The sequence below is a fragment of the Actinomycetospora corticicola genome (assembly GCF_013409505.1).
In the GTDB taxonomy this organism is placed as follows: Bacteria; Actinomycetota; Actinomycetes; order Mycobacteriales; family Pseudonocardiaceae; genus Actinomycetospora; species Actinomycetospora corticicola.
The window spans coordinates 1,072,635-1,098,595 of record NZ_JACCBN010000001.1 but is presented as its reverse complement, the minus strand read 5'-3'; the positions used below and the strand labels follow the sequence as shown (position 1 = coordinate 1,098,595).

General features: G+C 73.7%; 26 protein-coding genes. 8 read left to right on the top strand and 18 right to left on the bottom strand.

The window, feature by feature from the left end; all coding sequences use genetic code 11:
* Positions 1-35: 35 nt before the first annotated feature.
* The 9 genes from BJ983_RS05175 to BJ983_RS05135 all read right to left on the bottom strand — a co-directional run bounded on the left by BJ983_RS05175 (position 36) and on the right by BJ983_RS05135 (position 9,429).
* Entirely contained in the window at positions 36-725 is a 690-nt protein-coding gene (locus tag BJ983_RS05175; protein ID WP_179792839.1) for a response regulator, read from the bottom strand.
* Positions 722-3,439, bottom strand: a complete 2,718-nt coding sequence (locus BJ983_RS05170) for a sensor histidine kinase (RefSeq protein ID WP_179797366.1) — start codon at positions 3,437-3,439, stop codon at positions 722-724. The genes BJ983_RS05175 and BJ983_RS05170 overlap by 4 nt, the downstream gene beginning before the upstream one ends.
* A 27-nt stretch (positions 3,440-3,466) precedes the next feature.
* Positions 3,467-4,159 carry a potassium-transporting ATPase subunit C gene (locus BJ983_RS05165; RefSeq protein WP_179792838.1) on the bottom strand — a complete coding sequence of 231 codons (693 nt, stop codon included), beginning with the start codon at positions 4,157-4,159 and terminating at the stop codon, positions 3,467-3,469.
* Between the two features lie 7 nt (positions 4,160-4,166).
* The gene (kdpB, locus tag BJ983_RS05160; protein ID WP_179792837.1) at positions 4,167-6,278 is read right to left on the bottom strand and encodes a potassium-transporting ATPase subunit KdpB; all 2,112 of its coding nucleotides are present in this window, start codon (positions 6,276-6,278) and stop codon (positions 4,167-4,169) included.
* Positions 6,275-7,966: a potassium-transporting ATPase subunit KdpA gene (gene kdpA, locus BJ983_RS05155; protein ID WP_179792836.1), complete on the bottom strand. Its 1,692-nt coding sequence runs from the start codon at positions 7,964-7,966 to the stop codon at positions 6,275-6,277. The genes kdpB and kdpA overlap by 4 nt, the downstream gene beginning before the upstream one ends.
* Positions 7,966-8,061 (bottom strand): K(+)-transporting ATPase subunit F, encoded by a 96-nt coding sequence (gene kdpF / locus BJ983_RS32105; protein ID WP_179792835.1) that lies wholly within the window; start codon positions 8,059-8,061, stop codon positions 7,966-7,968. The genes kdpA and kdpF overlap by 1 nt, the downstream gene beginning before the upstream one ends.
* Positions 8,058-8,204: a hypothetical protein gene (locus tag BJ983_RS30500; RefSeq protein WP_179792834.1), complete on the bottom strand. Its 147-nt coding sequence runs from the start codon at positions 8,202-8,204 to the stop codon at positions 8,058-8,060. The genes kdpF and BJ983_RS30500 overlap by 4 nt, the downstream gene beginning before the upstream one ends.
* Before the next feature lie 273 nt (positions 8,205-8,477).
* On the bottom strand, positions 8,478-8,999 hold the full coding sequence (locus BJ983_RS05140; RefSeq protein ID WP_179792833.1) for a GrpB family protein: 522 nt from the start codon (positions 8,997-8,999) through the stop codon (positions 8,478-8,480).
* A 7-nt stretch (positions 9,000-9,006) separates the two neighbouring features.
* Positions 9,007-9,429, bottom strand: a complete 423-nt coding sequence (locus tag BJ983_RS05135) for a group I truncated hemoglobin (protein ID WP_179792832.1) — start codon at positions 9,427-9,429, stop codon at positions 9,007-9,009.
* A 117-nt stretch (positions 9,430-9,546) separates the two neighbouring features.
* On the opposite strand from BJ983_RS05135, the gene BJ983_RS05130 reads away from it, so the two are divergent.
* Both BJ983_RS05130 and BJ983_RS05125 read left to right on the top strand, forming a co-directional pair.
* Positions 9,547-10,332: an enoyl-CoA hydratase-related protein gene (locus tag BJ983_RS05130; protein ID WP_179792831.1), complete on the top strand. Its 786-nt coding sequence runs from the start codon at positions 9,547-9,549 to the stop codon at positions 10,330-10,332.
* A 48-nt stretch (positions 10,333-10,380) separates the two neighbouring features.
* A complete protein-coding gene (locus BJ983_RS05125) occupies positions 10,381-10,722 on the top strand; it encodes a hypothetical protein (RefSeq protein WP_179792830.1) in 342 nt (113 codons plus the stop codon).
* Here the strand turns inward: BJ983_RS05125 and BJ983_RS05120 are convergent.
* Positions 10,719-12,215 (bottom strand): flavin-containing monooxygenase, encoded by a 1,497-nt coding sequence (locus BJ983_RS05120; RefSeq protein ID WP_179792829.1) that lies wholly within the window; start codon positions 12,213-12,215, stop codon positions 10,719-10,721. The two genes, BJ983_RS05125 and BJ983_RS05120, sit on opposite strands and share 4 nt — an antisense overlap.
* Positions 12,216-12,220: 5 nt before the next feature.
* Complete coding sequence (locus tag BJ983_RS05115; protein WP_179792828.1) at positions 12,221-13,153, bottom strand: alpha/beta hydrolase fold domain-containing protein; 933 nt, start codon at positions 13,151-13,153, stop codon at positions 12,221-12,223.
* A gap of 146 nt (positions 13,154-13,299) precedes the next feature.
* Between BJ983_RS05115 and BJ983_RS05110 the strand changes: the two genes are divergently transcribed.
* On the top strand, positions 13,300-14,568 hold the full coding sequence (locus BJ983_RS05110; RefSeq protein WP_179792827.1) for an RsbRD N-terminal domain-containing protein: 1,269 nt from the start codon (positions 13,300-13,302) through the stop codon (positions 14,566-14,568).
* A gap of 71 nt (positions 14,569-14,639) precedes the next feature.
* Here BJ983_RS05110 and BJ983_RS05105 read toward each other — a convergent pair whose 3' ends face one another.
* Positions 14,640-15,533: a type IV toxin-antitoxin system AbiEi family antitoxin domain-containing protein gene (locus tag BJ983_RS05105; protein WP_179792826.1), complete on the bottom strand. Its 894-nt coding sequence runs from the start codon at positions 15,531-15,533 to the stop codon at positions 14,640-14,642.
* 135 nt (positions 15,534-15,668) lie between these two features.
* Between BJ983_RS05105 and BJ983_RS05100 the strand changes: the two genes are divergently transcribed.
* Positions 15,669-17,414 carry an acyl-CoA dehydrogenase C-terminal domain-containing protein gene (locus BJ983_RS05100; protein WP_179792825.1) on the top strand — a complete coding sequence of 582 codons (1,746 nt, stop codon included), beginning with the start codon at positions 15,669-15,671 and terminating at the stop codon, positions 17,412-17,414.
* Here the strand turns inward: BJ983_RS05100 and BJ983_RS05095 are convergent.
* The 3 genes from BJ983_RS05095 to BJ983_RS05085 form a co-directional block, all read right to left on the bottom strand.
* Complete coding sequence (locus BJ983_RS05095) at positions 17,327-17,767, bottom strand: tetratricopeptide repeat protein (protein WP_179792824.1); 441 nt, start codon at positions 17,765-17,767, stop codon at positions 17,327-17,329. The genes BJ983_RS05100 and BJ983_RS05095 overlap by 88 nt on opposite strands.
* Entirely contained in the window at positions 17,764-17,943 is a 180-nt protein-coding gene (locus BJ983_RS05090) for a hypothetical protein (RefSeq protein WP_179792823.1), read from the bottom strand. Before BJ983_RS05090 ends, BJ983_RS05095 begins: the two co-directional genes overlap by 4 nt.
* Before the next feature lie 142 nt (positions 17,944-18,085).
* Positions 18,086-18,394, bottom strand: coding sequence for a tetratricopeptide repeat protein (locus BJ983_RS05085; RefSeq protein ID WP_179792822.1), 309 nt, complete (start codon positions 18,392-18,394; stop codon positions 18,086-18,088).
* 82 nt (positions 18,395-18,476) lie between these two features.
* On the opposite strand from BJ983_RS05085, the gene BJ983_RS05080 reads away from it, so the two are divergent.
* Complete coding sequence (locus tag BJ983_RS05080; RefSeq protein WP_179792821.1) at positions 18,477-19,763, top strand: acetyl-CoA hydrolase/transferase family protein; 1,287 nt, start codon at positions 18,477-18,479, stop codon at positions 19,761-19,763.
* A 67-nt stretch (positions 19,764-19,830) separates the two neighbouring features.
* Here the strand turns inward: BJ983_RS05080 and BJ983_RS05075 are convergent, their stop codons facing one another.
* Positions 19,831-20,424 (bottom strand): TetR/AcrR family transcriptional regulator, encoded by a 594-nt coding sequence (locus tag BJ983_RS05075; RefSeq protein ID WP_179792820.1) that lies wholly within the window; start codon positions 20,422-20,424, stop codon positions 19,831-19,833.
* 70 nt (positions 20,425-20,494) lie between these two features.
* Between BJ983_RS05075 and BJ983_RS05070 the strand changes: the two genes are divergently transcribed.
* From BJ983_RS05070 to BJ983_RS05060, 3 genes are read left to right on the top strand one after another with little or no spacing between them, the layout of a single operon-like run.
* Positions 20,495-21,214, top strand: coding sequence for an SDR family NAD(P)-dependent oxidoreductase (locus BJ983_RS05070; protein ID WP_179792819.1), 720 nt, complete (start codon positions 20,495-20,497; stop codon positions 21,212-21,214).
* A gap of 47 nt (positions 21,215-21,261) precedes the next feature.
* Positions 21,262-21,669 (top strand): DUF1707 SHOCT-like domain-containing protein, encoded by a 408-nt coding sequence (locus BJ983_RS05065; protein WP_179792818.1) that lies wholly within the window; start codon positions 21,262-21,264, stop codon positions 21,667-21,669.
* A gap of 46 nt (positions 21,670-21,715) precedes the next feature.
* The gene (locus BJ983_RS05060; protein ID WP_343053736.1) at positions 21,716-22,609 is read left to right on the top strand and encodes an SMP-30/gluconolactonase/LRE family protein; all 894 of its coding nucleotides are present in this window, start codon (positions 21,716-21,718) and stop codon (positions 22,607-22,609) included.
* A gap of 105 nt (positions 22,610-22,714) precedes the next feature.
* Here the strand turns inward: BJ983_RS05060 and lpdA are convergent, their stop codons facing one another.
* Together lpdA and BJ983_RS05050 are read right to left on the bottom strand one after the other, a co-directional pair.
* Positions 22,715-24,499 carry a dihydrolipoyl dehydrogenase gene (gene lpdA / locus BJ983_RS05055; RefSeq protein WP_179792817.1) on the bottom strand — a complete coding sequence of 595 codons (1,785 nt, stop codon included), beginning with the start codon at positions 24,497-24,499 and terminating at the stop codon, positions 22,715-22,717.
* Between the two features lie 91 nt (positions 24,500-24,590).
* A complete protein-coding gene (locus BJ983_RS05050; protein WP_179792816.1) occupies positions 24,591-25,928 on the bottom strand; it encodes a 2-oxo acid dehydrogenase subunit E2 in 1,338 nt (445 codons plus the stop codon).
* Positions 25,929-25,961 lie beyond the last annotated feature (33 nt).

Sequence of the window (25,961 nt, the reverse complement as noted above, 5' to 3'; positions counted from 1 at the left end):
CCACGGGCCGGGGCCGTGCACCTCCGCTGCTCCGGTCAGCCCGCGGGCTCGAACCGGTAGCCGCGGCCCGGCTCGGTGACGAGATAGCGCGGTCGCGACGGCTCGGGCTCCAGCTTGCGGCGCAGGTGCCCGAGGTAGACCCGCAGGTAGTGCCCCTCGGTGCCGTACTGCGGTCCCCACACCTCCTGCAGCAGCTGTTGCTGGGTGACGAGCATCCCCGGGTGCCGGACGAGGTGCTCCAGCACGCCCCACTCGGTCGGCGAGAGGTGCACCTCGGCACCGTCCCGCACGACCTTCTTCGCCACGAGGTCGACCTCGAAGTCGGGCGTGGTGACGCGTGGCTCGCCCTCGGACGCCACCGTCGCCGCACGGCGGACCGCGGCCCGGATGCGGGCGAGCAGCTCCGGCATGCCGAACGGCTTGGTGACGTAGTCGTCGGCGCCGCCGTCCAGCGCGGCCACCTTGTCCCCGGCGTCGGTGCGGGCGGACAGCACGATCACCGGCATCGCGCTCCACCCGCGGATGCCCTCGAGCACCTCGAGCCCGGGGATGTCGGGCAGCCCGAGATCGAGGACCACGACGTCGGGTGCGGGCCGGTCCGCCGCCGCGCGCAGGGCGCCCGCCCCGGTCGCCACCGGGACGACGGTGTGACCGTGGGCGGTGAGGTTGATCCGCAGGGTGCGCAGCAGGTGGGGGTCGTCGTCCACGACGAGGACCCGGCTCACGCCATCACCCCGGTGGAGTTCCGCCCCGCTCCGTCTCCCCCGGCCCGCGCGACCACCGGCCGGGCCGGCGGGGGGACGTCGGCCCGCGGCAGGGACAGCACCATCGTCAGGCCACCACCCGGGGTCTCCTCCGGATCGAGGGTGCCGCCCATGGCGCGCGCGAAGCCCCGGGCGACGTGCAGCCCGAGACCCAGACCGCCCGGCGCCCCGTGCGAGTCGTGGTCGCCGAGGTGCTGGAACGCGGTGAACAGCTCCGCGTCGCGGGCCATCCCGGGGCCCCGGTCGACCACCCGCAGCTCCACCCGGTCCGCGTGCGCGCTGGTGCGCAGGGACACCGGACCGCCCCCGCCGTGGCGCACCGCGTTGTCCACGAGGTTGGCCACGATGCGCTCGGCCAGCCCCGGGTCGGCGACCACCTCGTCGGACTCGCCGGGCACCGGCGGCGCGATCTCCACGCGGTCCCGGACCTCCGCGGTGGGCAGCGCGGCCACCGCGGCGTCGACGATCTCGGCGACGCCGACCGTCGTCCGGTGCGGGGTGACCGCGCCGGTGGCCAGCCGCGAGGAGTCCAGCAGGTTGTCGACGAGGGCGACGAGCCGGTCGCCGGACTCCTCCACGGTGGCGAGCAGTTCCTCGGCGTCCGCCGGGTCGAGCGCGAGGTCCGGGTCGCGCAGGCTCGACACCGCCGCCTTGATCGCCGACAGCGGCGTGCGCAGGTCGTGCCCCACGGCGGAGAGCAGGGCCGTGCGCAGCCCGCTCGCCTCCGCCCGACGGGCCGCGTCGACCGCCTCGGCGCTGATCCGGCGGTTGCGCAGGGCGAGCAGGGCGGGCCCGGCCACGGTGGCGAACAGCCGGTTCTCGGCGGCCGTCAGCGTGCGGCCGCGCCCGACGAGGTGGGACCCCTCGTCGATCTCCACGTCGGCGTCCGCGTCGGCCGGGTCGCCGGCGTCCCGGTCGTCGCCCGCTCCGTGGTCCGGATCGTCCCCGGGCAGCACCGCCGGCATCCGGGCGCTCACGGTCCACGACGACTTCGGCCCGCGTTCGAGCACGGCGACCGAGTCGAACCCGAACGCCTCCCGCACCCGTTCCAGGAGCCGTGGAAGCGGGTCGGAGCGGGAGATGACCACGCGCGCGAACGTGGTGAGCAGGGTGGCCTCGGCCCGGGCCTGTGCCGCCTGGGCCGCCCGCCGGTCGGCGCGGTCGACCACCGCGGCCACGAGCACGGCGATCACCAACATCGTCGTCGCCGCGACGAGGTCCTCGAAGCGGGCGATCGTGAAGGAGTGCAGCGGCGGGGTGAAGAAGTAGTTGAGCAGCGCCCCCGCGAACAGCGCCGCCACGATCGCCGGGACCAGACCGCCGATGATCGCGGTGATCACCGTGGCGAGGAAGAACGCGACGGTGTCGGTGGAGAGCCCGACGAGCGGGAAGGACCACCCGAAGCCGCAGGCCAGCAGCGGCAGCACCACCGCCGCGGGCCACCCCCGGGCCGCGCGCCGCCCACGGAGGAGCCGCGCCAGGCGCGGCCACCACCCGCCGTCGGCGGGCGTCCCGCCCCCGGCCGGGGCCTCCACGTGCGGGACCAGGTGCACGTCGATGGACCCCGAGCCGGCGACCGCACGGGAACCGATCCCGGGGTCGGCCAGGCGGGCCAGCCGCGACCGGCGGGACGTGCCGAGCACGAGCTGGGTGGCGTTGGCGCCCCGGGCGAAGTCGAGCAGGGCCGCGGCCACGTCGTCGCCCACCACGGTGTGGAAGGAGGCCCCGACCTCCTTCGCCAGGCGACGGAGGTCCCGCCCGCGGCCGGTGTCGCGCGTGGCCACGCCGTCGCCGCGCAGCACCTGCACGCAGAGCAGGTCGGCGGAGCCCGCCCGCCGCGCGATCCGGGCCGCGCGCCGCAGCACCGTGAGACTCTCCGGGCCGCCCGTGACCGCGACGACCACGCGTTCCCGCGCCTCCCACACCTCGTCGATGTGCTCGTCGGCCCGGTAGCGGCGCAGCGCCACGTCCACCTGGTCGGCCACCCACAGGAGGGCCAGCTCGCGCAGCGCGATGAGGTTGCCGGGGCGGAAGTAGTGCGCCAGCGAGGCGTCGATCCGCTCGGCCGGGTAGACGTTGCCGTGCGCGAGGCGCCGGCGCAGCGCCTCGGGCGTGATGTCGACGAGCTCGACCTGCTCCGCGGCCCGGACCACCGCGTCGGGCACGGTCTCCTGCTGGCGGGTGCCGGTGATGCGCTCCACCACGTCGTGCAGGGACTCCAGGTGCTGCACGTTCACCGTGGAGATGACGTCGATCCCGGCGGCCAGGAGCTGCTCGACGTCCTCGTAGCGCCGGGCGTGCACGCTGCCCGGGGCGTTGGAGTGCGCCAGCTCGTCGACGACGACCACCTCGGGCGCCCGCGCGAGGACGGCGTCCACGTCCAGCTCCGTCAGCGCGGTCCCCCGGTGCACCACCGTGCGCCGCGGCAGCACCTCCAGCCCCTCGAGCAGCTCCGCGGTCCGGGCCCGCCCGTGGGTCTCCACCAGGCCGACGACCACGTCGGTCCCCCGGGCGTGCCGCCGCCGCGCCTCGCACAGCGCGGCGTAGGTCTTCCCGACGCCGGGTGCGGCGCCGAGGTGGATGCGCAGCTCACCACGGGTGGGGTCGCTGCGCACCGACTCCCGGCCGGCGGGCCGGGAGTCGTACCGCGTCGACGTGTCCTCCACGTCGTCCATCATGGCCCGACCCCCCGACGACCTCGGCTACCTGAGCCCCGGTCGGGTGGCCGCGAGCGCCGCGTTCAGCTCCGAGGTGTCGACCGTCGGCTCCCCGAGCACGCCCAGCGCGCGTCCGTGCGTGGCGTCCGCGACGAGGGCCTCGACCTGCGCGGCCGGCAGGCCCGTCACCCGGGCCACCCGCGGCACCTGCAGGGCGGCGTAGGCCGGGCTGATGTCGGGGTCGACCCCGGACGCGGAGGCGGTCACCGCGTCGTCGGGCACGGCCGTCGGGGCCACGCCCTCCCGTGCGGCGATCGCCGCCCGCCGCTGCGCCACCGCCTGCGCGAGCTCTCCCGCCGTCGTCGCGAGGTTCGAGCCGCCCGAGGTCGACGGGTCGGCCGGGCCGAGGCCCGCCGTCGCCGACTCCGGCGCGGAGGCCGACGGCCGGAGGTGGAACCACGGGTCGGCGGCGGGGTTCGCCGGGACCGGGTCGATCCCGATCAGGGACGACGACCCGGAGGCCGACACGGAGCCCTCGGCCGGCCCCGCGAGCCCGGGCAGCCGCGAGACACCCCAGATCACGGCGGGGTAGAGGACGCCGAGCAGGACGGTCGCGACGAGCATCAGCCGCAGGGCCGGGCCGAGCTGGCGCACGAGCCCCCGCAGCACGGGGGTCCGGGGCGCCTCCTCGGTCGCGTCGGGGAGATTGTCGGACCTCTGGTCCAGAGTGCTGGTCATGTGGTGGTCACCCGATCCCCGGGATCAGCCGGACGACGAGGTCGATGAGCGGGATCGCGAGGAACGGCACGACGACGCCGCCCAGCCCGTAGATCAGCAGGTTGCGCCGCAGCATCTGCTCCGAGCTCACCGGCCGGAAGCGCACGCCGCGCAGGGCCAGCGGGATGAGCGCGATGATGATCAGCGCGTTGAACACGACCGCGGAGAGGATCGCCGACTCCGGGGTCGCGAGGCCCATGACGTTGAGCAGGCCGAGCTGCGGGTAGAGCGCGGCGAACATGGCGGGCAGGATCGCGAAGTACTTGGCCAGGTCGTTCGCCACCGAGAACGTCGTGAGCGCCCCGCGGGTGACCAGCAGCTGCTTGCCCACCTCGACGATGCCGATCAGCTTCGTCGGGTCGGAGTCCAGGTCGACCATCGACCCGGCCTCCTTCGCCGCCGTGGTGCCGGTGTTCATCGCGACCCCGACGTCGGCCTGCGCCAGTGCGGGGGCGTCGTTGGTGCCGTCGCCCGTCATCGCGACGAGCCGCCCGCCGCGCTGCTCGCGCCGGATCAGCGCGAGCTTGTCCTCCGGCGTGGCCTCGGCGAGGACCTCGTCCACCCCGGCCTGGTCGCCGATCGCCCGGGCGGTCACCGGGTTGTCGCCGGTGACCATGACGGTGCGGATCCCCATGGCCCGCAGGTCGGCGAAGCGCTCGGCGATCCCGGGCTTCACGACGTCGGACAGCTCGATCGCACCGCCCAGCGTGGCCGTGGCGCCGGACACCTGCCCGGACACCAGCGGCGTCCCGCCCCGCCCCGAGATCTCCCCGGCGATCGTGCGGACGCGCTCCTGCGCGGCCGGGTCGACCCCGCCGTGCTCGTCGAGCCAGGCGAGGACCGACGCGACGGCCCCCTTCCGGACGGCGAGGGTGGTTCCGTCCGGGCCGGCCAGGTCCACCCCGGACATGCGGGTGGTCGCCGAGAAGGGCACGAACTCTGCCCGGGCCTCCTCCGCCGACGCCTCGGCGGGCAGCCCGAACCGCTCCGCACACAGCTCCACCACCGAGCGTCCTTCGGGGGTCCCGTCCGCGAGCGAGGCCAGCCGCGCGAGCCGGGCGAGCTCGCCATCGGGGACACCGACCGCGTGCAGGGCGGTGGCGCGCCGGTTGCCGTAGGTGATGGTCCCGGTCTTGTCGAGCAGCAGCGTCGACACGTCGCCCGCGGCCTCGACCGCGCGGCCGGACGTCGCGAGCACGTTGCGCTGCACCAACCGGTCCATCCCGGCGATGCCGATGGCCGAGAGCAGCGCCCCGATGGTCGTCGGGATGAGGCAGACCAGCAGGGCCACGAGCACGACGAGCGTCTGCGGCGAGCCCGAGTAGACCGCGATCGGCTGCAGCGTCACGACGGCGAGCAGGAAGACGATCGTCAGCGCCGAGAGCAGGATCGACAGGGCGATCTCGTTCGGCGTCTTCTGCCGTTGCGCGCCCTCGACCAGGGCGATCATCCGGTCGACGAACGACTCCCCCGGCTTCGCCGTCACCGCGACGACGATGCGGTCGGAGAGGACGGTGGTGCCGCCGGTGACCGCGGACCGGTCGCCGCCGGACTCCCGGACGACGGGGGCGGACTCACCGGTGATGGCGGACTCGTCCACCGTCGCGATGCCCTCGACGACGTCGCCGTCCCCGGGGATCGTCATGCCGGCCTCGACGACCACGCGGTCGCCGGGGCGCAGCTCGGTGGCCGGGACCTCCGTCCCGTCCTCGCGGCGGGCCACGGTGCCGGTGCGGGTGCGCCGCAGCGCGTCGGCCTGCGCCTTGCCGCGGCCCTCGGCGACGGACTCGGCGAGATTCGCGAAGAGCACGGTGAACCACAGCCAGACCGCGACCAGCCACGCGAACACGCTCGGGTCGACGATCGCCGCGACGGTCACGACGACCGACCCGACCCACACCACGAACATCACCGGGTTGCGCAGTTGCACCCGCGGGTCGAACTTCCGCAGCGCCAGGGGCAGGGCCTCGAGCAGGGCCCGGGGCCGGAACGCGCCTGCCGGGACGGCCCGGCCGGTGCCGCGGGGCTGCTCCGGAGGGGTGTCCGTGCCGGAGGGCGGGGTGAGGACCGAGGAGGTCACTGCGGAACTCCGATCGAGGCGGTCGCCGTCAGACCCTCGGCGATCGGGCTGAGGGCCAGGGCGGGCAGGAAGGTGATGGCGCTGACCAGCAGGACCGTCGCGGTGACCAGGCCCGCGAAGAGCGGCGTGCCGGTGCGCAGCGTCCCGGCCGACGCCTGCCGTCGGGGCTGGGCGGAGAGCAGGCCGGCGAGGGCGATCACGGCGAGGATCGGCAGGAGGCGGCCGAACAGCATCGCCACGGCCAGCGCGATCTGGAAGAACGGCGAGGTGACGGTGAGGCCGCCGAACGCCGAGCCGTTGTTGTTGGCCGCGGAGGCGAACGCGTAGAACACCTCGGACAGGCCGTGCGGGCCGGAGTTGGTCAGCGCGTCCGACGTGCCGGGCAGGACGACCGCCGCCCCCGTGCCGAGCAGCACCAGGGCCGGCATCACGAGCACGACGATCGCCGCGCAGGTGACCTCCCGGCGCCCCAGCGACTTGCCGAGGTACTCCGGGGTCCGGCCCACCATGAGCCCCGCGAGGAACACGGCGATGATCGCGATGACCAGGATCGAGTAGAGCCCGGTGCCCACGCCGCCGGGGCTGAGCTCCCCGAACAGCATGTTGAGCAGGGTCCCGCCGCCGCCGAACGCGGTGTAGGAGTCGTGCAGCGAGTTGACCGCACCGGTCGAGGTGCCGGTCGTGGTGTCGGCGAACAACGCCGACGAGGGGATCCCGAACCGGGTCTCCTTGCCCTCCATCCCGCTGCCGGTCACCGCCGGGGCGTGCGCCTCGGCGGCCCAGATGACGGCGAGCATGCCGCCCCACAGGATCGTCATGACGGCGAGGAGCGAGACGCCCTGGCGCATGTCGCCGACCATGCGCCCGAAGGTCCGGGTCAACGAGACCGGGATGAGCAGGATCGCGAGGATCTCGAGGAGGTTCGAGACGCCGTTCGGGTTCTCGAACGGGTGCGCGGAGTTGGCGTTGAGGATGCCGCCGCCGTTGGTCCCCAGCTCCTTGATGGCCTCCTGCGAGGCGACGGGGCCGATCGCGGCCGCGTGGGTGCTGCCGTCGGCCGCCGTCAGGCTGAGGCCGGTGCGGAAGCTCATGACGACCCCGCACGCCACGAGCACGACGGCGAGCACGGCCGCGATCGGCAGCAGCACGCGGACGGTGCCGCGGACGACGTCCACCCAGGCGTTGCCGATCCGGCCGCTGCGCGAGCGGACGAAGCCGCGGACGAGCGCGACCGCGACCGCCATCCCGACCGCGGCCGACACGAAGTTCTGCACCGCCAGCGCGGCGGCGTTCGAGACGTGGCTCATCGTCGTCTCGGGGACGTACGACTGCCAGTTCGTGTTGGTGACGAACGAGATCGCCGTGTTGAAGGCGACCGACGGGTCCACGGCGCCCTTGGCGTCGCCGCCCGCCGTGGCGTCGAACGGCAGGAACCCCTGCAGCCGCTGGATCAGGTAGACGAGCAGCACCCCGACGAAGGAGAACGCGAGGATCGCCAGCGCGTAGGTGCTCGCACGCTGGTCGGCGTCGGGGTCCACGCGCCCGATCCGGTAGACGATGCGCTCCACCCGCCAGTGCTTCTCGCTCGTGTAGACGCGTGCCATCCAGTCGCCCAGGGGACGCCACGCCGCCGCGAGGAGCACGAGCAGGACGACCACCTGCACCAGCCCGGCTGCGGTGTCCGACATCAGAACCACTCGGGGCGCAGCAGGGACACGACCAGGTAGAGCAGCAGGGCGAGCGCGACGAGCCCGCCGACGACGTCGCCGGCCACCCCGCTCACAACCGCTCCAGCCCACGCGCCGCGAGCACCAGGACCGCGAACATCGCGATCACCAGGCCCACGTAGAGGAGGTCCGCCACGTCCGCCGTCCGTTCCGTGTCCGGGCGACCCTTCGGTGGGGCGGGCCGCCGTGCGGACGCCACCCTGCGTCGGGGGCCCGGCGGTGGACCGGACGTTGACGCGCCGTTGACGCGTCGCCGGGTCCTCTTGACGGCCCGCGCACACGGCCTGTGACCCGCACGACGCCGGGCGGGTCAGCTCGCCGTCGCGAGGTTCGCCTCAGGCACGCCGGGCGGCCGCGGGACCTGCCCCACGTCACCCTCGAGGAGAGGCGACCCGCCCTCCCGACGCCGAGGTTCACGTCACGCACGCCGGGTGGCCGCGGGACCTGACTCCTGTGCACCTCGCGGAAGCGCTCAGCCCCGCAGCAGCGCCGCGATGACGGGCCCCTTCGCACGGCGGTACATGCCGAGGTCGGCGTACTCGCCGGTGAGGCCGCGCCGGACGTCGGTGTACCGGCCCGCCGCGCGGGGGTCGGTGCGCAGCAGGTCCCGGAACCGGAGCACGGACTCGGCGGCCGGGTCGTCGGGACGCAGCAGGCGGACCTCGACGGCCGTCGGGCACGCCCCGTCGTCGGGAAGAGCGGGACGGCGCCAGAGGCCAGCGCCGCGATCGACGAGGTCGCGCGCCTCGAGCGCGACGTGCACCGCCTCGTCGTCGGGATCGTCGAGGAGGACCAGCAGGTCGATCTGCGGGACCGCGGGGAGGCCGGGCACGGCGGTCGCGCCGACGTGGTGCACCGGCAGACCGAGCCGCACGCTCCAGCGCCCGGCCTCCTCGGGCCAGGCGGGGTCGGGGTCGACGAGGTCGACCCGCAGCGGGCGGGGCCAGGCGGCCGACGCCCGCTGCAGGTCGACGTCGAGCGACTCCTCGCTCACGCGGAGATCATGCGACGGCGGGCTCCAGCGTCCCGGCCTGCTCGACCTTCTGCTGCTGGGTCACCTCGGGCCGGTAGTGCTCGATGATCGCCATGAACTCCTTCGTCTCGGGCTCCGGGACGCCGAGGAAGCGCAGGGTCGCCTCGATCTCGTAGTACACGGCGTTGAACTGCTCGTCGGTGATGTGCAGCTTCGTGTGCGCCGCGATCATGTCGAGCCCCGGGTAGCACTTCGGCCCGCCCGCCGCCTCGATCGACCAGGCCGTGACGAGGAACTTGTAGCCGGGCCCGTTGGCCGCGACGTGGTGCTCGGCGACGGCCGGGTTCGCGATGACCCCGGCGTTCTCGAAGAGGCGGTCGACCAGGACGTCGACGGCGCCCGCGATCGCGTAGGTCCCGCCGAGACGCTCGAAGAGTGAGGTGCTGCTCATGTGGTGGTGGCCCCCGTCACGAGTCGTGTGGTGATCCACACCACCATCGCACCCCAGTCGATCGCACACAACCGTAGACGTTGAACCGGCGGCCGCCCTCCGCGAAGCTCTCCGACCGTGCCGATCCGCGTCGCGACCGATCCCGAGGACGACCGCGTCGTCGTCATCACCATCGACCGTCCGGAGGCGCGCAACGCCCTCGACCCGGACCACCAGCGCGACCTCGGCGCCGCGGTGGCCGACTTCGAGGCCGACGACACCCGGCTCGTCGCGGTGCTGACCGGCGCCGGGGACACCACGTTCTCCGCGGGCGCCGACCTCAAGACACTGATCCCGGCCTACCGCGAGGCGGTCCGCGCCGGGGAGGACCCGCCCTGGAACTTCGGCGGCTTCACCGCGACGACCCGGGACAAGCCCCTGATCGCGGCCGTCAACGGGCACGCCCTCGCGGGCGGGCTGGAGATGGCGCTGGCCTGCGACATCCGACTGTGCTCGCCGAACGCGACCTTCGGGCTCGCCGAGACGAAGTGGGCGATCATCCCGGGCGCCGGCGGCACCGTGCGGCTGCCGCGGGCCGTGCCGCTGGGCCTCGCGATGGAGATGATCCTCTCCGGCGAGCCGATCGACGCCGCCGAGGCGTACCGCTCCGGGCTGGTCAACCGCGTCGTGGAGCCCGCCGAGCTCGTGCCGGCCGCCTGCGCGTTGGCCCGGTCGATCGCGGCGAAGGGTCCGCTCGCGGTCCGGGCGGCCCGGGAGCGCGTCCTCGACGGGCTCGGGTTGGACCACGAGACGGCGATGGCGCGCGAGCACACCGCGTTCCTCGGCGTGATGCGCACCGACGACGCCGTGGAGGGCCCGGCGGCGTTCGCGGAGAAGCGGCCGCCGCGCTACCGGGGTGCCTGAGTAGTTCCCCGGTCCCGACGACGAGTCGGCGCGAGCAGGGTCCCGACCATGCTGCTCGAGACCCGGCCCCGCCCCGCCGTCGTGACCCTCGCCGCCGTGCACGCGGCCGTGCTCCTCGCCGCGGGCGGGCTCGTCGGGATGGTCGCGCTGCTGCCGATCGCGGTGGCGGCGGACTCGTGCACCGCGAGCAGCGCCGCGCTGCTGTGCACCGGGCTCCCCCAACTCGTCGCCCTCGTGGTGATCGCGCTGGGGGTGCTCGGCTCCGTGGTCGTCGCGGCGCTCGGCGCCCGCCGCGGAGGGTGGGGCGCCCTGGCCCACGCCCTCGGCGGCTGGCTCACCCTCGCGACGAGCCTCGTGCTGGCCGGGCTCGTGCTCTGGGCGTCGAGCTAGTCGTACTTGAGCGACCCGTCGTCGAGATCGGCCGCGGGCAGCGTGTGCCGCTCCTCGGCGAACTCGTGCATGTGGGTCCACGGGGCGCGGTCGCCCTGCTTGAACATCTTGTCCTGCGAGCGCATGACGTACCCGGGGTTGAAGTTCTCCGGGTCCGACCAGGGCCGCAGCTCGACGTCCGGACCGGCCACCGGGGTCACCGAGCGCACCCCGAGCGAGTCCATGTGCTGCAGCAGGCGGGTCACCAGGTCGGAGATGAGGTCCGCCCGCAGCGTCCACGAGTGCCGGAAGTAGCCGAAGACGAAGGCCATGTTCGGCACGCCGTCGATCATGATCCCGCGCCAGGTGACCCGTTCCGAGAAGTCCACCGGCTCCCCGTCCACGGAGAACGCGACGTCGCCGAAGCAGGACAGGTTGAAGCCGGTGGCCGAGACGATGATGTCGGCCTCGAGCACCTCCCCCGAGGAGAGCTGGATGCCGGTCTCGGTGAACGTCTCGATGGTGTCGGTGACCACCGAGGCCCGGCCCTCCTTGATCGACGCGAACATGTCGCCGTCCGGGAGCAGGGCGATCCGCTGCTGCCACGGGCGGTAGCTCGGGCTGAAGTGCTTCTCGATGTCGAAGCCCTCGGGCAGGTGCGGACGCATCTCGTCGAGCAGGTACTGCCGGGCCGCGTCCGGGTCATCGTGCGACAGGCGGGTCAGCTCGTTGAACTGCTCGATGTAGGTCCGCCGCAGGATCTCGAAGGTCCACTCCTCCGGGATGTCGAGCGCCCGGAGCTGGATCGCGAGCTCGTGGGTCTTCGGCGCCGCGATCATGAACGTCGGCGTGCGCTGCAGCATCGTCACGTGCTCGGCCGTCTCCGCCATCGCCGGCACCACCGTCGCCGCGGTGGCCCCGGACCCGATGATGACGACCTTCTTCCCGGTCCAGTCCAGGTCCTCGGGCCAGCTCTGCGGGTGCAGCACCGGGCCCGTGAACCGCTCGCGACCGGGGAACTCCGGCGTGTAGGGCTCGTCGTGCTTGTAGTAGCCCTGGCACATCCAGAGGAAGCTGCAGCTCAGCCGCACGGTCTCGCCGGTGTCCTCGCGGTGCACCTCGACGGTCCAGCGGGCGTCGTCGGACGACCAGCTCGTGGACACGACCCGGTGCTGGTAGCGGATGCGCTCGGCGAGGTGGTCCTCCTCGATCACCTCGTCCAGGTAGCTGAGGATCTCCCCCGACGCGGCGATCGACGGGCCGCGCCACGGCTTGTGCCGGTAGCCGTAGGTGAACAGGTCGGAGTCCGAGCGGGCGCCCGGGTACCGGTGGGTCCACCACGTCCCGCCGCGGTCGGGGTGCGCGTCGAGGATGAGGAAGCTGCGCTCCGGGAAGTTCTCGCGCAGGTGGTGTCCGGCGCCGATGCCGGCGACGCCGGCCCCGACGACGAGGACGTCGACGTGCTCGACTCCCCCGGTGCCGGTGGTCTCGGGACGGGTCTCGGTCACGGTCATCGTGCTCACCTCTCCAGGGCTGAACGCAGGGCGGCCACACCGTCGTCGACCATCCGGGCGCCCGACGGCGTGGCGCCGAGGGTCCAGAGGAAGCCGTGGATCATGCCGTCGTACCGGGTGCTGGTGACCTCGACGCCGGCCGCGCGCAGCGACTCGGCGTAGGCCTCGCCCTCGTCGCGCAGCGGGTCGAACTCGGCGGTCGCGACGAAGGCGGGCGGCAGGTCGGCGAAGGTCGCGGCGCGGGCGGGGAAGACGGTCTGGTCCTTGTCCGGGTCGGTCGCGCCCAGGTAGTGCGCCCAGAACCACTGCATCGTCGCGCGCTGCAGCAGGTAGCCCTCGCCGTTCTCGGCGTGCGACGGGGTGGTGAACGCGAAGTCGGTCACCGGGTAGATCAGCAACTGGAAGGCGATCGCGGGGCCGCCGTGGTCGCGGGCGTGCAGGGAGACGGCCGCGGCGAGGTGCCCACCGGCGGAATCGCCGCCGACGGCGAGCCGCGAGGGGTCGACGTTCAGCTCCTCGGCGTGCTCGGCGACCCAGGTGGTCGCGGCGTAGCAGTCCTCGAACGCCGCGGGCTGACGGTGCTCCGGCGCGAGGCGGTAGTCCACCGACACGACCACCACGTCGGCGGCGTTGGCGATGCTGCGGCACGGCCGGTCGACGGTCTCGAGGTCGCCGATCACCCAGCCGCCGCCGTGGAAGTAGAGCAGGACGCCGCGGACCTTCTCCCCCGACGGCACGTAGATCCGCACCGGGATGTCGCCGCCCGGGCCGGGGATCGCCCGGTCCGAGACCGTCCCGACCTCCTCCGCCGGGGGCTGCAGGTCCAGGAACGCGGCCGTGGCCTGCCGGGCCTGCGGCACGGTCATGCACTCGAACGGCGGGCTGCCCATCTCGGCCAGTGCGTCCAGCAGGGCCTGGGCCTCGGGGTGCAGGGGCACGGAATCTCCTCGTCTCGTCGGGACCTCCACCGTGACCCAGGACACAGCACGACGCTTCGTCCCGCGGGGACGAACCGCGCGCGCTGGTTCGTCCGCCCCGTGGCGGCTACCGTCGGGTGGCGGGCGTCACAGGGGACGGTGGTCAGGTGCGGGAGCTCCACGGCACGCTGCCCCGTCCCGACGACGGGTCCTCCGCGGTCGCCGCGGTCGCCGCCGGTCTCGCGCGCCACCGGGACGAGATCTCGGACGCGATCCGCGACCTGCTCGCCGCCCGCATCGACGAGCTGCGCGGCGACCCCGGCCTGATCGACCTGCTCGGCGCGAGCGTCGGCGGCAACGTCGAGACGATCCTGCACGTGCTCGCGCACGACCTGCCGCCCCGCGAGGTGGAGGCGCCCCCGGCCGCCGTCGAGTACGCCCGGCGGCTCGCGCAGCGCGGGGTGCCGGTGAACGCGCTGGTCCGCGCGTACCGGCTCGGGCAGGCCCACCTCATGGAGTGGGCGTTCACCTGTGTCGAGGCCGCCGTGGAGCGGGACGCGGTCGCCGCGGTGTCCCAGCACGTGGTGCTGACCGTCTTCGAGTACGTCGACCACGTCTCGCAGCACGTCGTCGCCGTGTACGAGGCGGAGCGGGACCGCTGGCTGGAGAACCGGCACGCGATCCGGGTCGCCCGCATCCGCGACGTGCTCGACCGCCGGGGCCCGCACGGTGCCGACGAACGCCTCGCCGTCGAGTCCGTCCTGGGCTACCGCTTCGGGCGGGAGCACCTCGGGTTGGTCCTCTGGCTCGACGAGCCTCCGACGGCGGGTCCGGCGCTGGTCGCGCTCGAGCGCTGCGCCGACGCCCTGGCGCTCGCGCTCGACGCCCAGGGACGGGCCCTCGTCGTCCCCTGGGACACGACGAGCGCGTGGGTGTGGCTGCCCGGCGTCGTCGAGGTGTCGCGGGAGACGGTGGCGGCCGTGGTGCGCCGCGGCGGCGAGCCGGTCCGGGTGGCGTGCGGGGCCCCGGCCGCGGACGTCGAGGGGTTCCGCGTGACGCACGAGCAGGCGCTGCGGGCCCGCGCGGTGACGCTCGCGGCCGGCGAGGAGGCGCCGGCGGTGACCCTGTTCGACGAGGTCGGGGCGGTCGCCCTGCTCTGCGCCGACCTCGACGGGGCCACAGCGTGGGTGCGACGGGTGCTCGGCCCGCTCGCCGAACCCGGGGCGACGTGCGCGCGCCTGCGCGAGACGCTCCGGGTCTTCCTCGCCACCGGCGGCAGCAACGCGGCCACCGCGAGCCAGCTCGGCGTGCACCCGTCGACGGTGAAGTACCGGGTCCGCCGGGCGAAGGAGATCCGCGGACGCCCCGTCGACGGCGACCGCCTCGACGTGGAGCTGGCGCTGCTGGCGTGCGCCTGGCTCGGGGCGGGCCGGTAGGCGCCGCTCCAAGATCACCGGGACGTCGCGGATTCCCGGCCTCGCCGTCGGGATCCGCGACATCCTGGTGATCATGGAGCGACGGTGCGCAGGGCGATGATGCGACGCAGCTCGTGGAGCACCTTCTCGGGCCGGCGGACCAGGTCGTCCCACGTCACCTCGACGACCAGCCACCCGTCGGCGACCAGCGCCCGCTTCCGGGCCCGATCCTCGACGAAGCGGGACGGGTCCGTGTGGAAGGCCCACCCGTCGACCTCGAGGGCGATCCTGAGCTCGAGGAAACCGAGGTCGAGCACGACGGTCCGGCCGTCGGCGAGCACCACCTCGACGTTCACCTCCCAGCCGTCGATCGCCGCGCCGCGCAGCAGTGCCACGGTGCGCCGCTCGACCGCGGACGCGGCCCGGTCCCCCGCCCGCACCAGCAACTCGTGGGCGGTCCGCGACCCGCGCCGCCCCAGGTGCCGTGCCTGCATGGCGCGCAGTTCCTCGAGCGTGACGTGCTTCTGCTGCAACGCCCGGTCCAGGAACGCCTGCCCCTGCGGGCCCAGTGCGACCGCCGCGTCCAGCACCGCCAGCGCCCGGGCCACCACCCACAACCCGCGGTGCTCGACGCGGTCGCCCCTGAGGTCGCGGCGGGTCATGTGCACCCCGCCGGGCGGGCGCCGGGAGGACGCTCTCGGCACCACCACGCTGATCGGCGTGGGCGACTCGATGTCGAGCCCGAGCCACCACGCCGCGGTCGGACCCGCCAGCGCTCCCGTCGGCCGGACCCATTCCGCGGCGACCCGCACCCGCGCGGCCGGGGTCCACGCCCAGGCGATCGCGAAGTACACGCCCGGGGCGCGCCGGATCCACTCCCCCGAGGCCACCTTCCGCGCGATCTGGTCGTCGCTGAGCCCGCAGCGGCGGGCCTGGGCGAGGCTGATGACGCCGTGGTTGGACGCGAGCAGACGTTGGACCTTCACATCTGCTCGGACGACAGGGAGGCGCGTACGGCTCCCAAGATCTTGTAGAGGTCGCGGATCCCGGGCCTGGCCGCCAGGAACCGCGACCGGAGAATGATCAAGGCGGTGGGCCGGACGCTGGCGCATGATGGACCGGTGACCTCCCGGATCCTCGACCGCGCCGACCTGGACTTCCTCCTCCACGACTGGCTGCGCGTCGGCGACCTGCTCGATCGCGCACCGTTCGCCGAGCACGACCGCGAGACGATCGACGCCGTCCTCGACCTCGCCGAGCAGATCGCCACGGAGCGCTTCGAGCCCCACAACCGGGCCGCCGACCTCGCCGAGCCCCACCAGGGCCCGGACGGCCGCGTCGTCCTCGTGGACGGGGTCAGGGAGGCGATCGAGGCGTTCGCCGAGGCCGGGTTCATCGCCGCGTCCGTCCCGGCCGAGCACGGCGGGACCGGGCTGCCGTTCACCGTCGCCCGCGCGGCCCTGGCCTGGTTCCAGGCCGCCAACATCGGCACGGCCTCCTACCCGTTCCTGACGACGGCGGCGGTCAACCTGCTCCTCGCGCACGGCACGCCGGAGCAGGTCGAGGCGTGGGTGCCGGGCATGCTGGAGGGCCGCACCTCCGGGACGATGTGCCTCTCCGAGCCGCAGGCCGGGTCGTCGCTGGCCGACATCACGACCCGCGCGGAGCCGCAGGACGACGGCTCCTACCGCGTGATCGGCACCAAGATGTGGATCTCGGGCGGCGAGCACGAGCTGACCGACAACATCGTCCACCTGGTGCTCGCGAAGATCCCGGGCGGCCCGGCCGGGGTGAAGGGCATCAGCCTGATCGCGGTGCCCCGCTACCTCGACGACGGGACGCACAACGACGTCGCGCTCGCCGGTCTGAACCACAAGATGGGCTACCGCGGGACGGTCAACACGCTGCTGAACTTCGGCGAGCGCGAGGGGGCCGTCGGCTGGCTGGTCGGCGCCGAGCACGGCGGGCTCACCGCCATGTTCCACATGATGAACGAGGCCCGGGTGGGCGTCGGGATGGGCGCCACCGCCCTCGGCGTCACCGGCTACCTGCACTCGCTGGAGTACGCGCTCACCCGCACGCAGGGCCGCGCGGTCGGGGGTCGCGACGTCTCCACCCCGATGATCCCGATCGCACGGCACCCCGACGTCAGGCGGATGCTGCTCGCGCAGAAGTCCTACGCCGAGGCCGGCATGGCCCTGGGGCTCTACTGCTCGCGCCTCGTCGACGAGAAGGACACCCATCCCGACGACGGGGCCCGGGCGCAGGCCGCGCTGCTGCTCGACGTCCTGACCCCGATCGCGAAGAGCTGGCCGTCGCAGTGGTGCCTCGCCGCGAACGACCTCGCGATCCAGGTGCTCGGCGGGTCGGGCTACACCCGCGACTTCCCGGTGGAGCAGTTCTACCGCGACAACCGGCTCAACCCGATCCACGAGGGCACGCACGGCATCCAGGCGATCGACCTGCTCGGTCGCAAGGCCGTGATGCGCGGCGGCGCCGGGCTGGAGCTCCTGCTCGGCACGGTCCGCGCGACGATCGACCGGGCCGGCGAGCACGCCGAGCACGCCGCCGCCCTCGAGGCCGCCCTGGTGCGGATCGAGAAGACCACCGCGACCCTGCACGCGACCGGCGACCCCGACGTCACGCTCGCCAACGCGAGCGTCTACCTCGAGGCCGTCGGCCACGTCGTCGCGGCGTGGATCTGGCTGGAGCAGCTCGTCGTCCTCGGCTCCCGCGACGACGCGTTCGCCACCGGCAAGCGCGCCGCCGCCCGGTACTTCTACCGGTTCGAGCTGCCCCGCACCGGCCCCTGGTTCGACCTGCTCGACTCGCTCGACACCACCACCCTGGAGTGGGACCCGAGCTGAGCCGAGCAGCGTTCGAGCAGGTCCCGGGCGTAGGCGTCCGCGGGGTGCTCGGCGATCAGCACCCGCAGGTGCGCGGCCGCCGGGCGCCACTGGGCCGACCCCATGAGCGCCTCCACCAGCAGGATGCGCGGGATCGTCGTCGAGGGGTCGTCCTCGACGACGGGCCCGAGCAGCCGTGCCGCCTCGCTCCACTCCCCGCGCTCGCCGTGGTGCAGGGCGACCGTCCACCCGTCGTCGGGGTCCTCCGGGACCTCCGGCGCCCGGGCCGGCGGTTCCGCCGGTCCTGCCGGCGCCCGGTCCCCCTCGTCGAACACCACGAAGCGCCGCAGCGCCAGTTCCCCCACCGCGATCACGCCCGCATCGGGGCGGCCAGCACGAGCACGTCGCCGAGCTCGTCGAGGTCGAGTTCGGCGGTGCACCAGTAGCGCAGCCGTTCGGCCTCCTCCCGCGAATAGGGTCCGAAGCTCTCGATCCCGCCCGTCTGCGGATCCGAGAGGACCACCACCCACGGCTCTCCCACCTGCGTCATCCCACTCCCTCGCCGTCGCTCGACGTGCGGGATATCGGCCGACGACGGACGGACGTCAGCCGCGTGACGCGGATCGATCACATTGAGTAGGGCGCAACCGGAGTCGGCGTGTCGTTCACTCACACGGCCCAGCGACCGGGTATCACCGCGCCCCGAGCGCGGATGCGATCCGCATCGACCCGGTCGCCTCGTCGTGGCGGCCCTGCCGCTGGAGCGAGCGTCCGAGCAGCAGGTGGGCGTACCCGTCGTCGGGACGGTCGGCGACCAGCCGCCGGGCCTGCTCCTCCGCCCGCGAGAGCTGCGCGGAGTGGTAGTAGGCGCGGGCCAGCAGCAGGCGCGCCGCGGACGCGTCCGGCTCGGCCTCGACGAGCTCGGCGAGCACGCGGGCGGCGTCGATCCACTGCCCGAGCTCGGCGTGGAAGGTGCCCCGGTCCCAGAGCGTGGCCTCCATGTCCCCTCCTCGATTGATGCGTCAAGCGTCGAACCGCCCCGGGCTCCGCGTTGTTCCCCCCGGGACGCGGCGGGGTACGTCGATGATCGTGATCGCACCGCTGTCCCCCGACGAGGCCCGCACGCGGCTCCGCGAGCTGATCCCCGACGGCGCCGACGTGATCGTGCCGATCGCTCAGGGCGAGCCGCAGACGCTGCTCGACCTCCTCGAGTCCATCGCCGACGACCTCGACGGGGTGCGCGTGCACCGGATGGACCCGTTCGTCGAGCGCCCCTACATCCGCGGGGAGTTCGGCGACCGGTTGCGCCACGTCGACTACTACCTCGGGCCGGGCTCCCGCGAGGCCTACCGGCGCGGCACGTGCGACCTCGTGCCCAACCACTTCTCCGAGATGCCACTGCTCCTCCGCCAGGCCACGCAGCGCACCGTGGTCCTCGCGGCGGCGGCGGGTCCCGACGACGAGGGACGGTTCAGCCTGGGCACGAACGCCGACTACGTCGCCTCGATGATCGGCGAGGTGCCGTTCCTGCTCGAGGTCACCCCGGCGATGCCGTTCACGCGCGGCGAGAACCTGCTGCGCGCGGACCAGGTCGTCGGGTGGATCGCGAGCGACCGGGCCCTGCCGCCGGTCCGGCACCGCGACCCCTCCCCCGCCGACCACGCGATCGCCGGCCTCGTGGCCGACCTGGTGCCGCACGGTGCGTGCCTGCAGATCGGGGTGGGCGGCACCCCGGGCGCGGTCACGGAGGCCCTGACCGGCCACCGCGACCTCGGCATCCACACCGAATGCCTCGCGAGCGGGCTCGCCCACCTCGTCGACCTCGGCGTCGTCACCGGAGCGCGCAAGAAGCAGCGGCCGGGCGAGCACGTCACGACGTTCTCGATCGGGGACGAGGCGATGCACCGTTGGCTCGACGGGCGCACCGACGTCGCGTTCCTGCCGGTGGAGTGGACCAACGACCCGCGGGTGGTCGCCGAGGAGCCGAACTTCGTCTCGATCAACGCGACGACCGAGGTGGACCTGATGGGGCAGGCAGCGAGCGAGACGATCGCCGGCCGCTACTGGTCGTCGTCCGGCGGTCAGTCCGACTTCGCCCGCGGCGCGATGTACTCCCCCGGCGGACGCGCCTTCCTCGTGACGCACGCGGCGACGTCGTCGGGGATCTCGCGCATCCGCGCCCAGCTCACGGCGGGCAGCGTCGTCACCACGTTGAAGAACACCGTCGACCACGTCGTCACCGAGTACGGCGTCGCGTCGCTGCGCGGGCGCTCGATCGCGCAGCGCGCCCGGGAGCTCATCGCCATCGCCGCCCCCGAACACCGCGACGAGCTGCGCCACGAGGCGAAGCGGTTCGAGCTGTTGCCCTGATCGGCGGGCTCGTCCGTCAGCATGTGCCGTCGGTCAGCGGGTGCCGTCGGTCAGCGGGTGCCGTCGGTCAGCGGGTGCCGTCGATCAGCGCCCGCGCCGCCCGGCGGACCCGCACGGCGGTGGGATCGGCGGTGACCCGGTCGGCGGTGAGGAAGCCGTCGGCGTCGAGCGTCCCGTACCCGTGCGCGAGGGCGACCACCTGCTCGGTGAGCTCCAGCGCCCGGTCCCCGGCGATCTCCCGGGCGGGTTCGAGGAAGAGCGCCATCACGGCGCGTCCCGCCGTCGCGAGATCGGCGTCCCGGGCCCCGCGCAGGGCCGGCGAGAAGACGACGTCGAACCCGATGCGGTGCTCGGCGACGAACGCCGCGTAGGCGCCGGTGGCCGTCGCGAGCCGGTCGCGGGGGTCATCGGCGGTCGACTCCGCCGACACCGCGGCGGCCAGCCGTTCCGCCGCGCGGGCGGCGACGGCGGCGAGGAACCCGTCGCGGTCGGTGAAGTGCCGGTACGGGGCGGCCGTGCTGACCCCGACCCGTCGGGCCACCTCCGCGACCGAGAACCGGGCCGGACCCGCCGTCGCGAGCTGCTCGAGCCCGGCGTCGAGCAGAGCCGAGGGGAGGTCGCCGTGGTGGTAGCGCCCCCGCTGTCGCGGACCTCCGGGCATCGACACCTCCAGCGATGTGAGAGGGCTGTTACTCTAGCGAGTGATAGCCCTATCGCATGAGGAGCACACCGTGGAGTCACCCGTCGTCGTGATCACCGGGGCGAGCAGCGGGATCGGGGAGGCGACCGCCCGGCTGCTCGCCGGGCAGGGCGCCCGACTGGTCCTCGGCGCCCGCCGGGCCGACCGGCTGGACGCCCTCGCGGCCGAGCTCGGGGGCGAGGTGCGCACCCGGGCGACCGACGTCCGTCGTCGGGACGACGTGGCCGCCCTGGTCGACCTCGCCGTCTCGACCTTCGGGCGCCTCGACGTGTTCGTGGCCAACGCGGGCGTCGCCCACGTCGGCGGGCTGGACACCCAGACGGTCGAGGACTGGGACGAGATGATCGACGTGAACCTGCGCGGCGTGCTGCACGGGGTGGCCGCCGCGCTGCCGGTGTTCCGCGCGCAGTCCGCCGGGCACCTCGTCGCGATCGTCTCGACCTCCGGGCTGCGGATCGTGCCGGACCAGGTCGTGTACGCGGCCACGAAGAACGCGGTGCGCACGCTGTGCGAGGGCCTGCGCCAGGAGGCCGGCCCGCACCTGCGGGTCACGGCGGTCTCCCCCGGGTTCACGGCGACCGAGTTCGTCGACACGGTGGCCGACCCGGCCCGTCGTCGGGAGTACCAGGAGCGGATGGCGGAGATCGCGATGCCGCCGGACGCGATCGCCCGCGCCGTGGCCTACGCGATGGCGCAGCCGGCCGGGGTCGACGTGGGCGAGATCGTCGTGCGGCCGACCGCCCAGAATTGAACGCCGAACTCACGGCACGCGGACCGATCCGGGCGCACCATGGAGGCATGACCGACGACCACGCGGACCGGCCGGCCGAGACGCCCCGCCTGCGGGTCGGGCACGACGAGCGGACCGCTGCCATGAAGGCGCTCGACGAGCACCTCGAGGCCGGGCGGCTGGACGTGACCACGTACAGCGACCGCTCGGCCACCGCGGGGGCGGCGGTCTACCGCGACGAGCTGGACGCGCTGTTCACCGATCTCCCGGAGCCGCACCTCGCCCCGGCCGGGCAGATCGTCCCGGCCCGGCCGCACCTGCCCGCGCGGGCGGTCTGGCCGATGGCGCTGATCCCGATCGTGCTGGGTGTCGGCATGGTGGCGCTGGTGATCGCCGGGAACGGCGCGGGCTTCATGCTGTTCCCGCTGCTCTTCCTGCTCATGGGCTCGCTCGGGCACCGGCGTCGCCCGTTCTGAGCGAGTACGTTCCTCCCGCCCCACCGCCGAGGCCAGGAGGTCAGACGTGAGCCGCGAGATCCGCACCGTCGTCGACGGGATGTCCTTCACCGAGTGCCCGCGCTGGCACGACGACCGGCTCTGGTTCGTCGACTTCTACACCCACCGGGTCCTGTCGGCCCGCGAGGACGGCTCCGACCTGCGGACCGAGCTGGAGATCCCCGCACAGCCGTCCGGCATCGGGTGGCTCCCCGACGGCAGGCTCCTCGCGGTCTCCGCCCGCGACCGGCGGATCCTGCGCCGCGAGGCCGACGGCTCCGTGGTCACGCACGCCGACCTGTCCGGGAAGGTCCCCGCGCAGCTCAACGACATGGTCGTCGACTCCTCGACCGGCCGGGCCTGGGTCGGCAACTTCGGCTTCGACCTCATGGGCGGCGCCCCCGTCGCCCCGACCACCGTGTTCCGCGTCGACCCCGACGGCTCGGTCACCGCGGCGGCGGACGACCTGTGGTTCCCCAACGGCAGCGTCGTCGCCGGCGGGACCCTGCTGGTCGACGAGACGTTCGGCAACCGCATCAGCGCCTTCGACATCCACGACGACGGGTCGCTCGGCCCGCGCCGCGACTGGGCCTCGTTCGGCTCACTGCCGACGTCGTCGGACCTGGAGACGGTGCTCGGTGGCCAGCTGGTGGTGGCGCCCGACGGGTGCTCGCCGACGCTCGACACGGAGGGCTGCCTGTGGGTCGCGGACGCCCTCGGCGGGCGCGCGGTCCGGGTGCGCGAGGGCGGCGAGATCGTGGACTCGGTGGAGCCCGGCACCGGTGTCTACGCCTGCGGCCTCGGGGGCGCCGACGGCCGCACCCTCTACCTGTGCACCGCCCCGGACTTCCTGGAGCACAACCGCCGCGACGCCCGCGAGGCGGCCGTCCTGGCGACGACGGTGGACGTGCCGTCGGCCTGATCGGGTTCCCGGCGGCCGTTTCCCGGCCGCCGGGCCCTCCCATGGCGGAACGAACGGCACTTTCGCAGCATCTATGTGCGCGAAAGTGCCGCTCGCTCGGAAGGGTCAGGCCTTCGTCGGCTTCTTCTTGGGCAGGTACAGGTCGGTCAGGGTGCCTTCGAACGCCTCGGCCGCCATGCCCACGGTCTCCGACAACGTCGGGTGCGGGTGGATGGTGAGCCCGATGTCGGCCGCGTCGGCGCCCAGCTCGATGGCCAGGGCCGCCTCGGTGATGAGGTCACCCGCCGCCGGTCCGACGATCCCGGCGCCGATGACGCGGTCGGTCTCGGTGTCGAAGAGCAGCTTCGTCGACCCCTCGGAGCGGCCCAGCGACAGCGACCGCCCGGACGCGGCCCACGGGAAGGTGCCGGTCCCGTAGGACAGACCCTGCGCCTTGGCCTCGTTCTCGGTGACGCCGACCCAGGCGACCTCGGGGTCGGTGTAGGCGACCGACGGGATCACCGTGGCGTCGAACGCGCTCGGCTTCCCGGCCGCCACCTCGGCGGCGACCTTCCCCTCGTGCACCGCCTTGTGGGCGAGCATGGGCTGCCCGACGATGTCGCCGATCGCGAAGATGTGCTCGACGTTCGTGCGCATCTGCGCGTCGACGGCGAGGAAGCCGCGGTCGTTCACGTCGACCCCGGCCGTGTCGAGCCCGATCACCTTGCCGTTCGGCACGCGCCCGACCGACACGAGCACGGCGTCGAACGTGTCCTGCTCCGGGGCCTTCTTCCCCTCCATCGACACGACGAGGCCCTTCTCCGTGGCCTCGACGTCCGTGCATTTGGTGGAGAGGAAGACGTTCTCGTAGCGCGACGAGATGTGCTTGGCCAGCGGCTTGACGAGGTCCTTGTCGGCCCCCGGGATGATCTGGTCCATCAGCTCGACGACGGTGATCCTCGAGCCGAGCTCCGCGTACACCGTGGCCATCTCCAGGCCGATGATGCCGCCGCCGAGCACGAGCAGGCGTTCGGGGATCTCGGCGAGCTCGAGCGCGGAGGTGGAGTCGAGCACCCGCGGGTCGTCGTGCGGGACGAACGGGAGCTGCACCGGCTCCGAGCCGGCCGCCACGATCGCCTGGTCGAACCCGATCGTCGTCGTCGACCCGTCGGCCGTGGTGACCTCCACGCGGTGCGGCGAGACGAAGCGTCCGTAGCCCTGCACGGTGGCGACCTTGCGCTGCTTCGCCAGGCCGGCGAGACCGCCGACGAGCTTGCCGACGACGCCGTCCTTCCAGTCGCGGAGCTTGTCGAGGTCGATCTGCGGGGCGCCGAACGAGACGCCGTGCTCGGACATCTCCTTGGTCTCGGCGATCACCTTCGCCGCGTGCAGGAGCGCCTTCGAGGGGATGCAGCCGACGTTGAGGCAGACCCCGCCGAGCTGGTCGCGGGAGTCGACGACGAGCACGTCGAGCCCGAGGTCGGCCGCCCGGAACGCCGCGGTGTACCCGCCGGGGCCCGCGCCGAGGACGAGCAGCCCGACGTGGCGGTCCTCGTCGCCGTCGGACGCGGGCGTCGGCGCGGAGCGGTTCCGTTCCTTCGCGCCCGGCTTCTCGGTCTGCGTCGAGGCCTTCTTCGTCGGCGGCGGGGTGGCGGACTCCTCGCCCCCGCCGGCCGGCGTGACGACGAGGATGGGCGTCCCCTGGGAGATGCGGTCGCCGACCGCGACCCGCACCTCGGTGACCGTCCCCGCCACCTCGGCGGGGATGTCCATCGTCGCCTTGTCCGACTCGAGGGTCAGCAGCGGTTCGTCGAGGGCGATCTCGCTGCCCTCGGCGACGTGGATCTCGATGACGGGGACGTCGGTGAAGTCGCCGATGTCGGGGACCTCGACGACGACGGTGTCAGCCACTCCGGAACCTTTCGATGGACGTGGTGGCCTGCGGCCAGGTGAGCAGAAAGTGGGGCTGTAACCCCACTTTCTGCTCACCTGCCGGAGGCACCTACAGCAGGAGGCGGCGCTCGTCGCCCATGGTGTGGGCGACGTGCCGGGTGAAGCGGGCGGCCAGGGCGCCGTCGATGACGCGGTGGTCGTAGGAGAAGCACAGCGGCAGCAGCGTGCGGGGCTCGAACTCGGTGCCGTTCCACACCGGTGCCACGCGGGAGCGCACGACGCCGAGGATCGCGACCTCGGGGGCGTTGACGATCGGGGTGAACGCGGTGCCGCCGATCCCGCCGAGCGAGGAGATCGTGAAGGTGCCGCCCTTCATGTCGTCCCCGGTCAGCTTGCCCTCGCGCGCCCGCGCCGAGACCTCGCCGAGCTCCTTCGAGATCTCGACGATGCCCTTGCGGTCGACGTCGCGGATGACCGGCACCACGAGGCCGCCGGGCGTGTCCACCGCGACCCCGATGTGGTAGTAGCGCTTCAGGATCAGCGCGTCCTTCTCCGGGGTCAGCGACGCATTGACCGTCGGGAACGCCTTGAGTGCCGACACGCTCGCCTTCATGAGGAACGCGAGCAGGGTGACCCGGTAACCCTCGGCCTTCGCGGCGGTGTCGAGCTCCTTGCGGTAGCGGTCGGTGTCGGTGATGTCCGCGTCGTCGTTGTGCGTGACGTGCGGGACGTTCAGCCACGACCGGTGCAGGAACGGCCCGGAGATCCGCGTGATCCGCGAGAGCGGCTGCGTCTCGACCTCGCCGAACACCGAGAAGTCCTGGGCCGGGATCTCGGGGATGCCCGAGCCCTGCGCGGCGGGCGCCGGCGCGGCCGCGGCCGGTGCCGAGGCCCCGTCGCCACCCCGGACGAAGGAGAGCAGGTCCTCCTTCGTGATCCGGCCCTTCGGCCCGCTCGCGGTGATCTGCGCGAGGTCGACGCCGAACTCGCGGGCGAGCTTGCGCACGCTCGGGCCGGCGTGCGCGGGCAGCTCGGAGGCCGCCGGCGTGGCGGTCGAGGGGTTGGAGGACGGCGGGCGCGAGGACCCGTTCGACGACGGGCGCTCGGTGTCCGGCTCCTGTGCGGCTGCCTCGGTGTCGGCCTGCTGCGCGGCGCCGGAGGGCTCGGGGGCGGCGTCCCCGTCGTCGGTCGGCTCCCCCTCCCCCGCGTCCAGCATGACGACGGGCGTGCCCTCGCTGACGGCGTCGCCCACCGACACCAGCACCTCGACGACGGTCCCGGCCTGCGAGGACGGCACGTCCATCGTCGCCTTGTCGGACTCGAGGGTGAGCAGCGGATCGTCGACGGCGATGGTGTCGCCGGGCGAGACGTGGACCTCGATGATCGGCACGTCGGAGAAGTCGCCGATGTTGGGGACGGTGACCTGGGTTGCGGCGGGGGCCGACATCGTTGGATGACCTCGCTAGACAGGGGCGGGCGG

Bases quoted from the DNA above. Each gene is read 5' to 3' on its own strand.
- BJ983_RS05170 (WP_179797366.1), bottom strand. From the start codon at position 3,439: ATGGACGACGTGGAGGACACGTCGACGCGGTACGACTCCCGGCCCGCC.
- BJ983_RS05165 (WP_179792838.1), bottom strand. From the start codon at position 4,159: ATGACCAGCACTCTGGACCAGAGGTCCGACAATCTCCCCGACGCGACC.
- kdpA (WP_179792836.1), bottom strand. From the start codon at position 7,966: ATGTCGGACACCGCAGCCGGGCTGGTGCAGGTGGTCGTCCTGCTCGTG.
- BJ983_RS05135 (WP_179792832.1), bottom strand. From the start codon at position 9,429: ATGAGCAGCACCTCACTCTTCGAGCGTCTCGGCGGGACCTACGCGATC.
- BJ983_RS05125 (WP_179792830.1), top strand. From the start codon at position 10,381: ATGCTGCTCGAGACCCGGCCCCGCCCCGCCGTCGTGACCCTCGCCGCC.
- BJ983_RS05120 (WP_179792829.1), bottom strand. From the start codon at position 12,215: ATGACCGTGACCGAGACCCGTCCCGAGACCACCGGCACCGGGGGAGTC.
- BJ983_RS05090 (WP_179792823.1), bottom strand. From the start codon at position 17,943: ATGACGCAGGTGGGAGAGCCGTGGGTGGTGGTCCTCTCGGATCCGCAG.
- BJ983_RS05085 (WP_179792822.1), bottom strand. From the start codon at position 18,394: ATGGAGGCCACGCTCTGGGACCGGGGCACCTTCCACGCCGAGCTCGGG.
- BJ983_RS05080 (WP_179792821.1), top strand. From the start codon at position 18,477: ATGATCGTGATCGCACCGCTGTCCCCCGACGAGGCCCGCACGCGGCTC.
- BJ983_RS05075 (WP_179792820.1), bottom strand. From the start codon at position 20,424: ATGCCCGGAGGTCCGCGACAGCGGGGGCGCTACCACCACGGCGACCTC.
- BJ983_RS05065 (WP_179792818.1), top strand. From the start codon at position 21,262: ATGACCGACGACCACGCGGACCGGCCGGCCGAGACGCCCCGCCTGCGG.
- BJ983_RS05050 (WP_179792816.1), bottom strand. From the start codon at position 25,928: ATGTCGGCCCCCGCCGCAACCCAGGTCACCGTCCCCAACATCGGCGAC.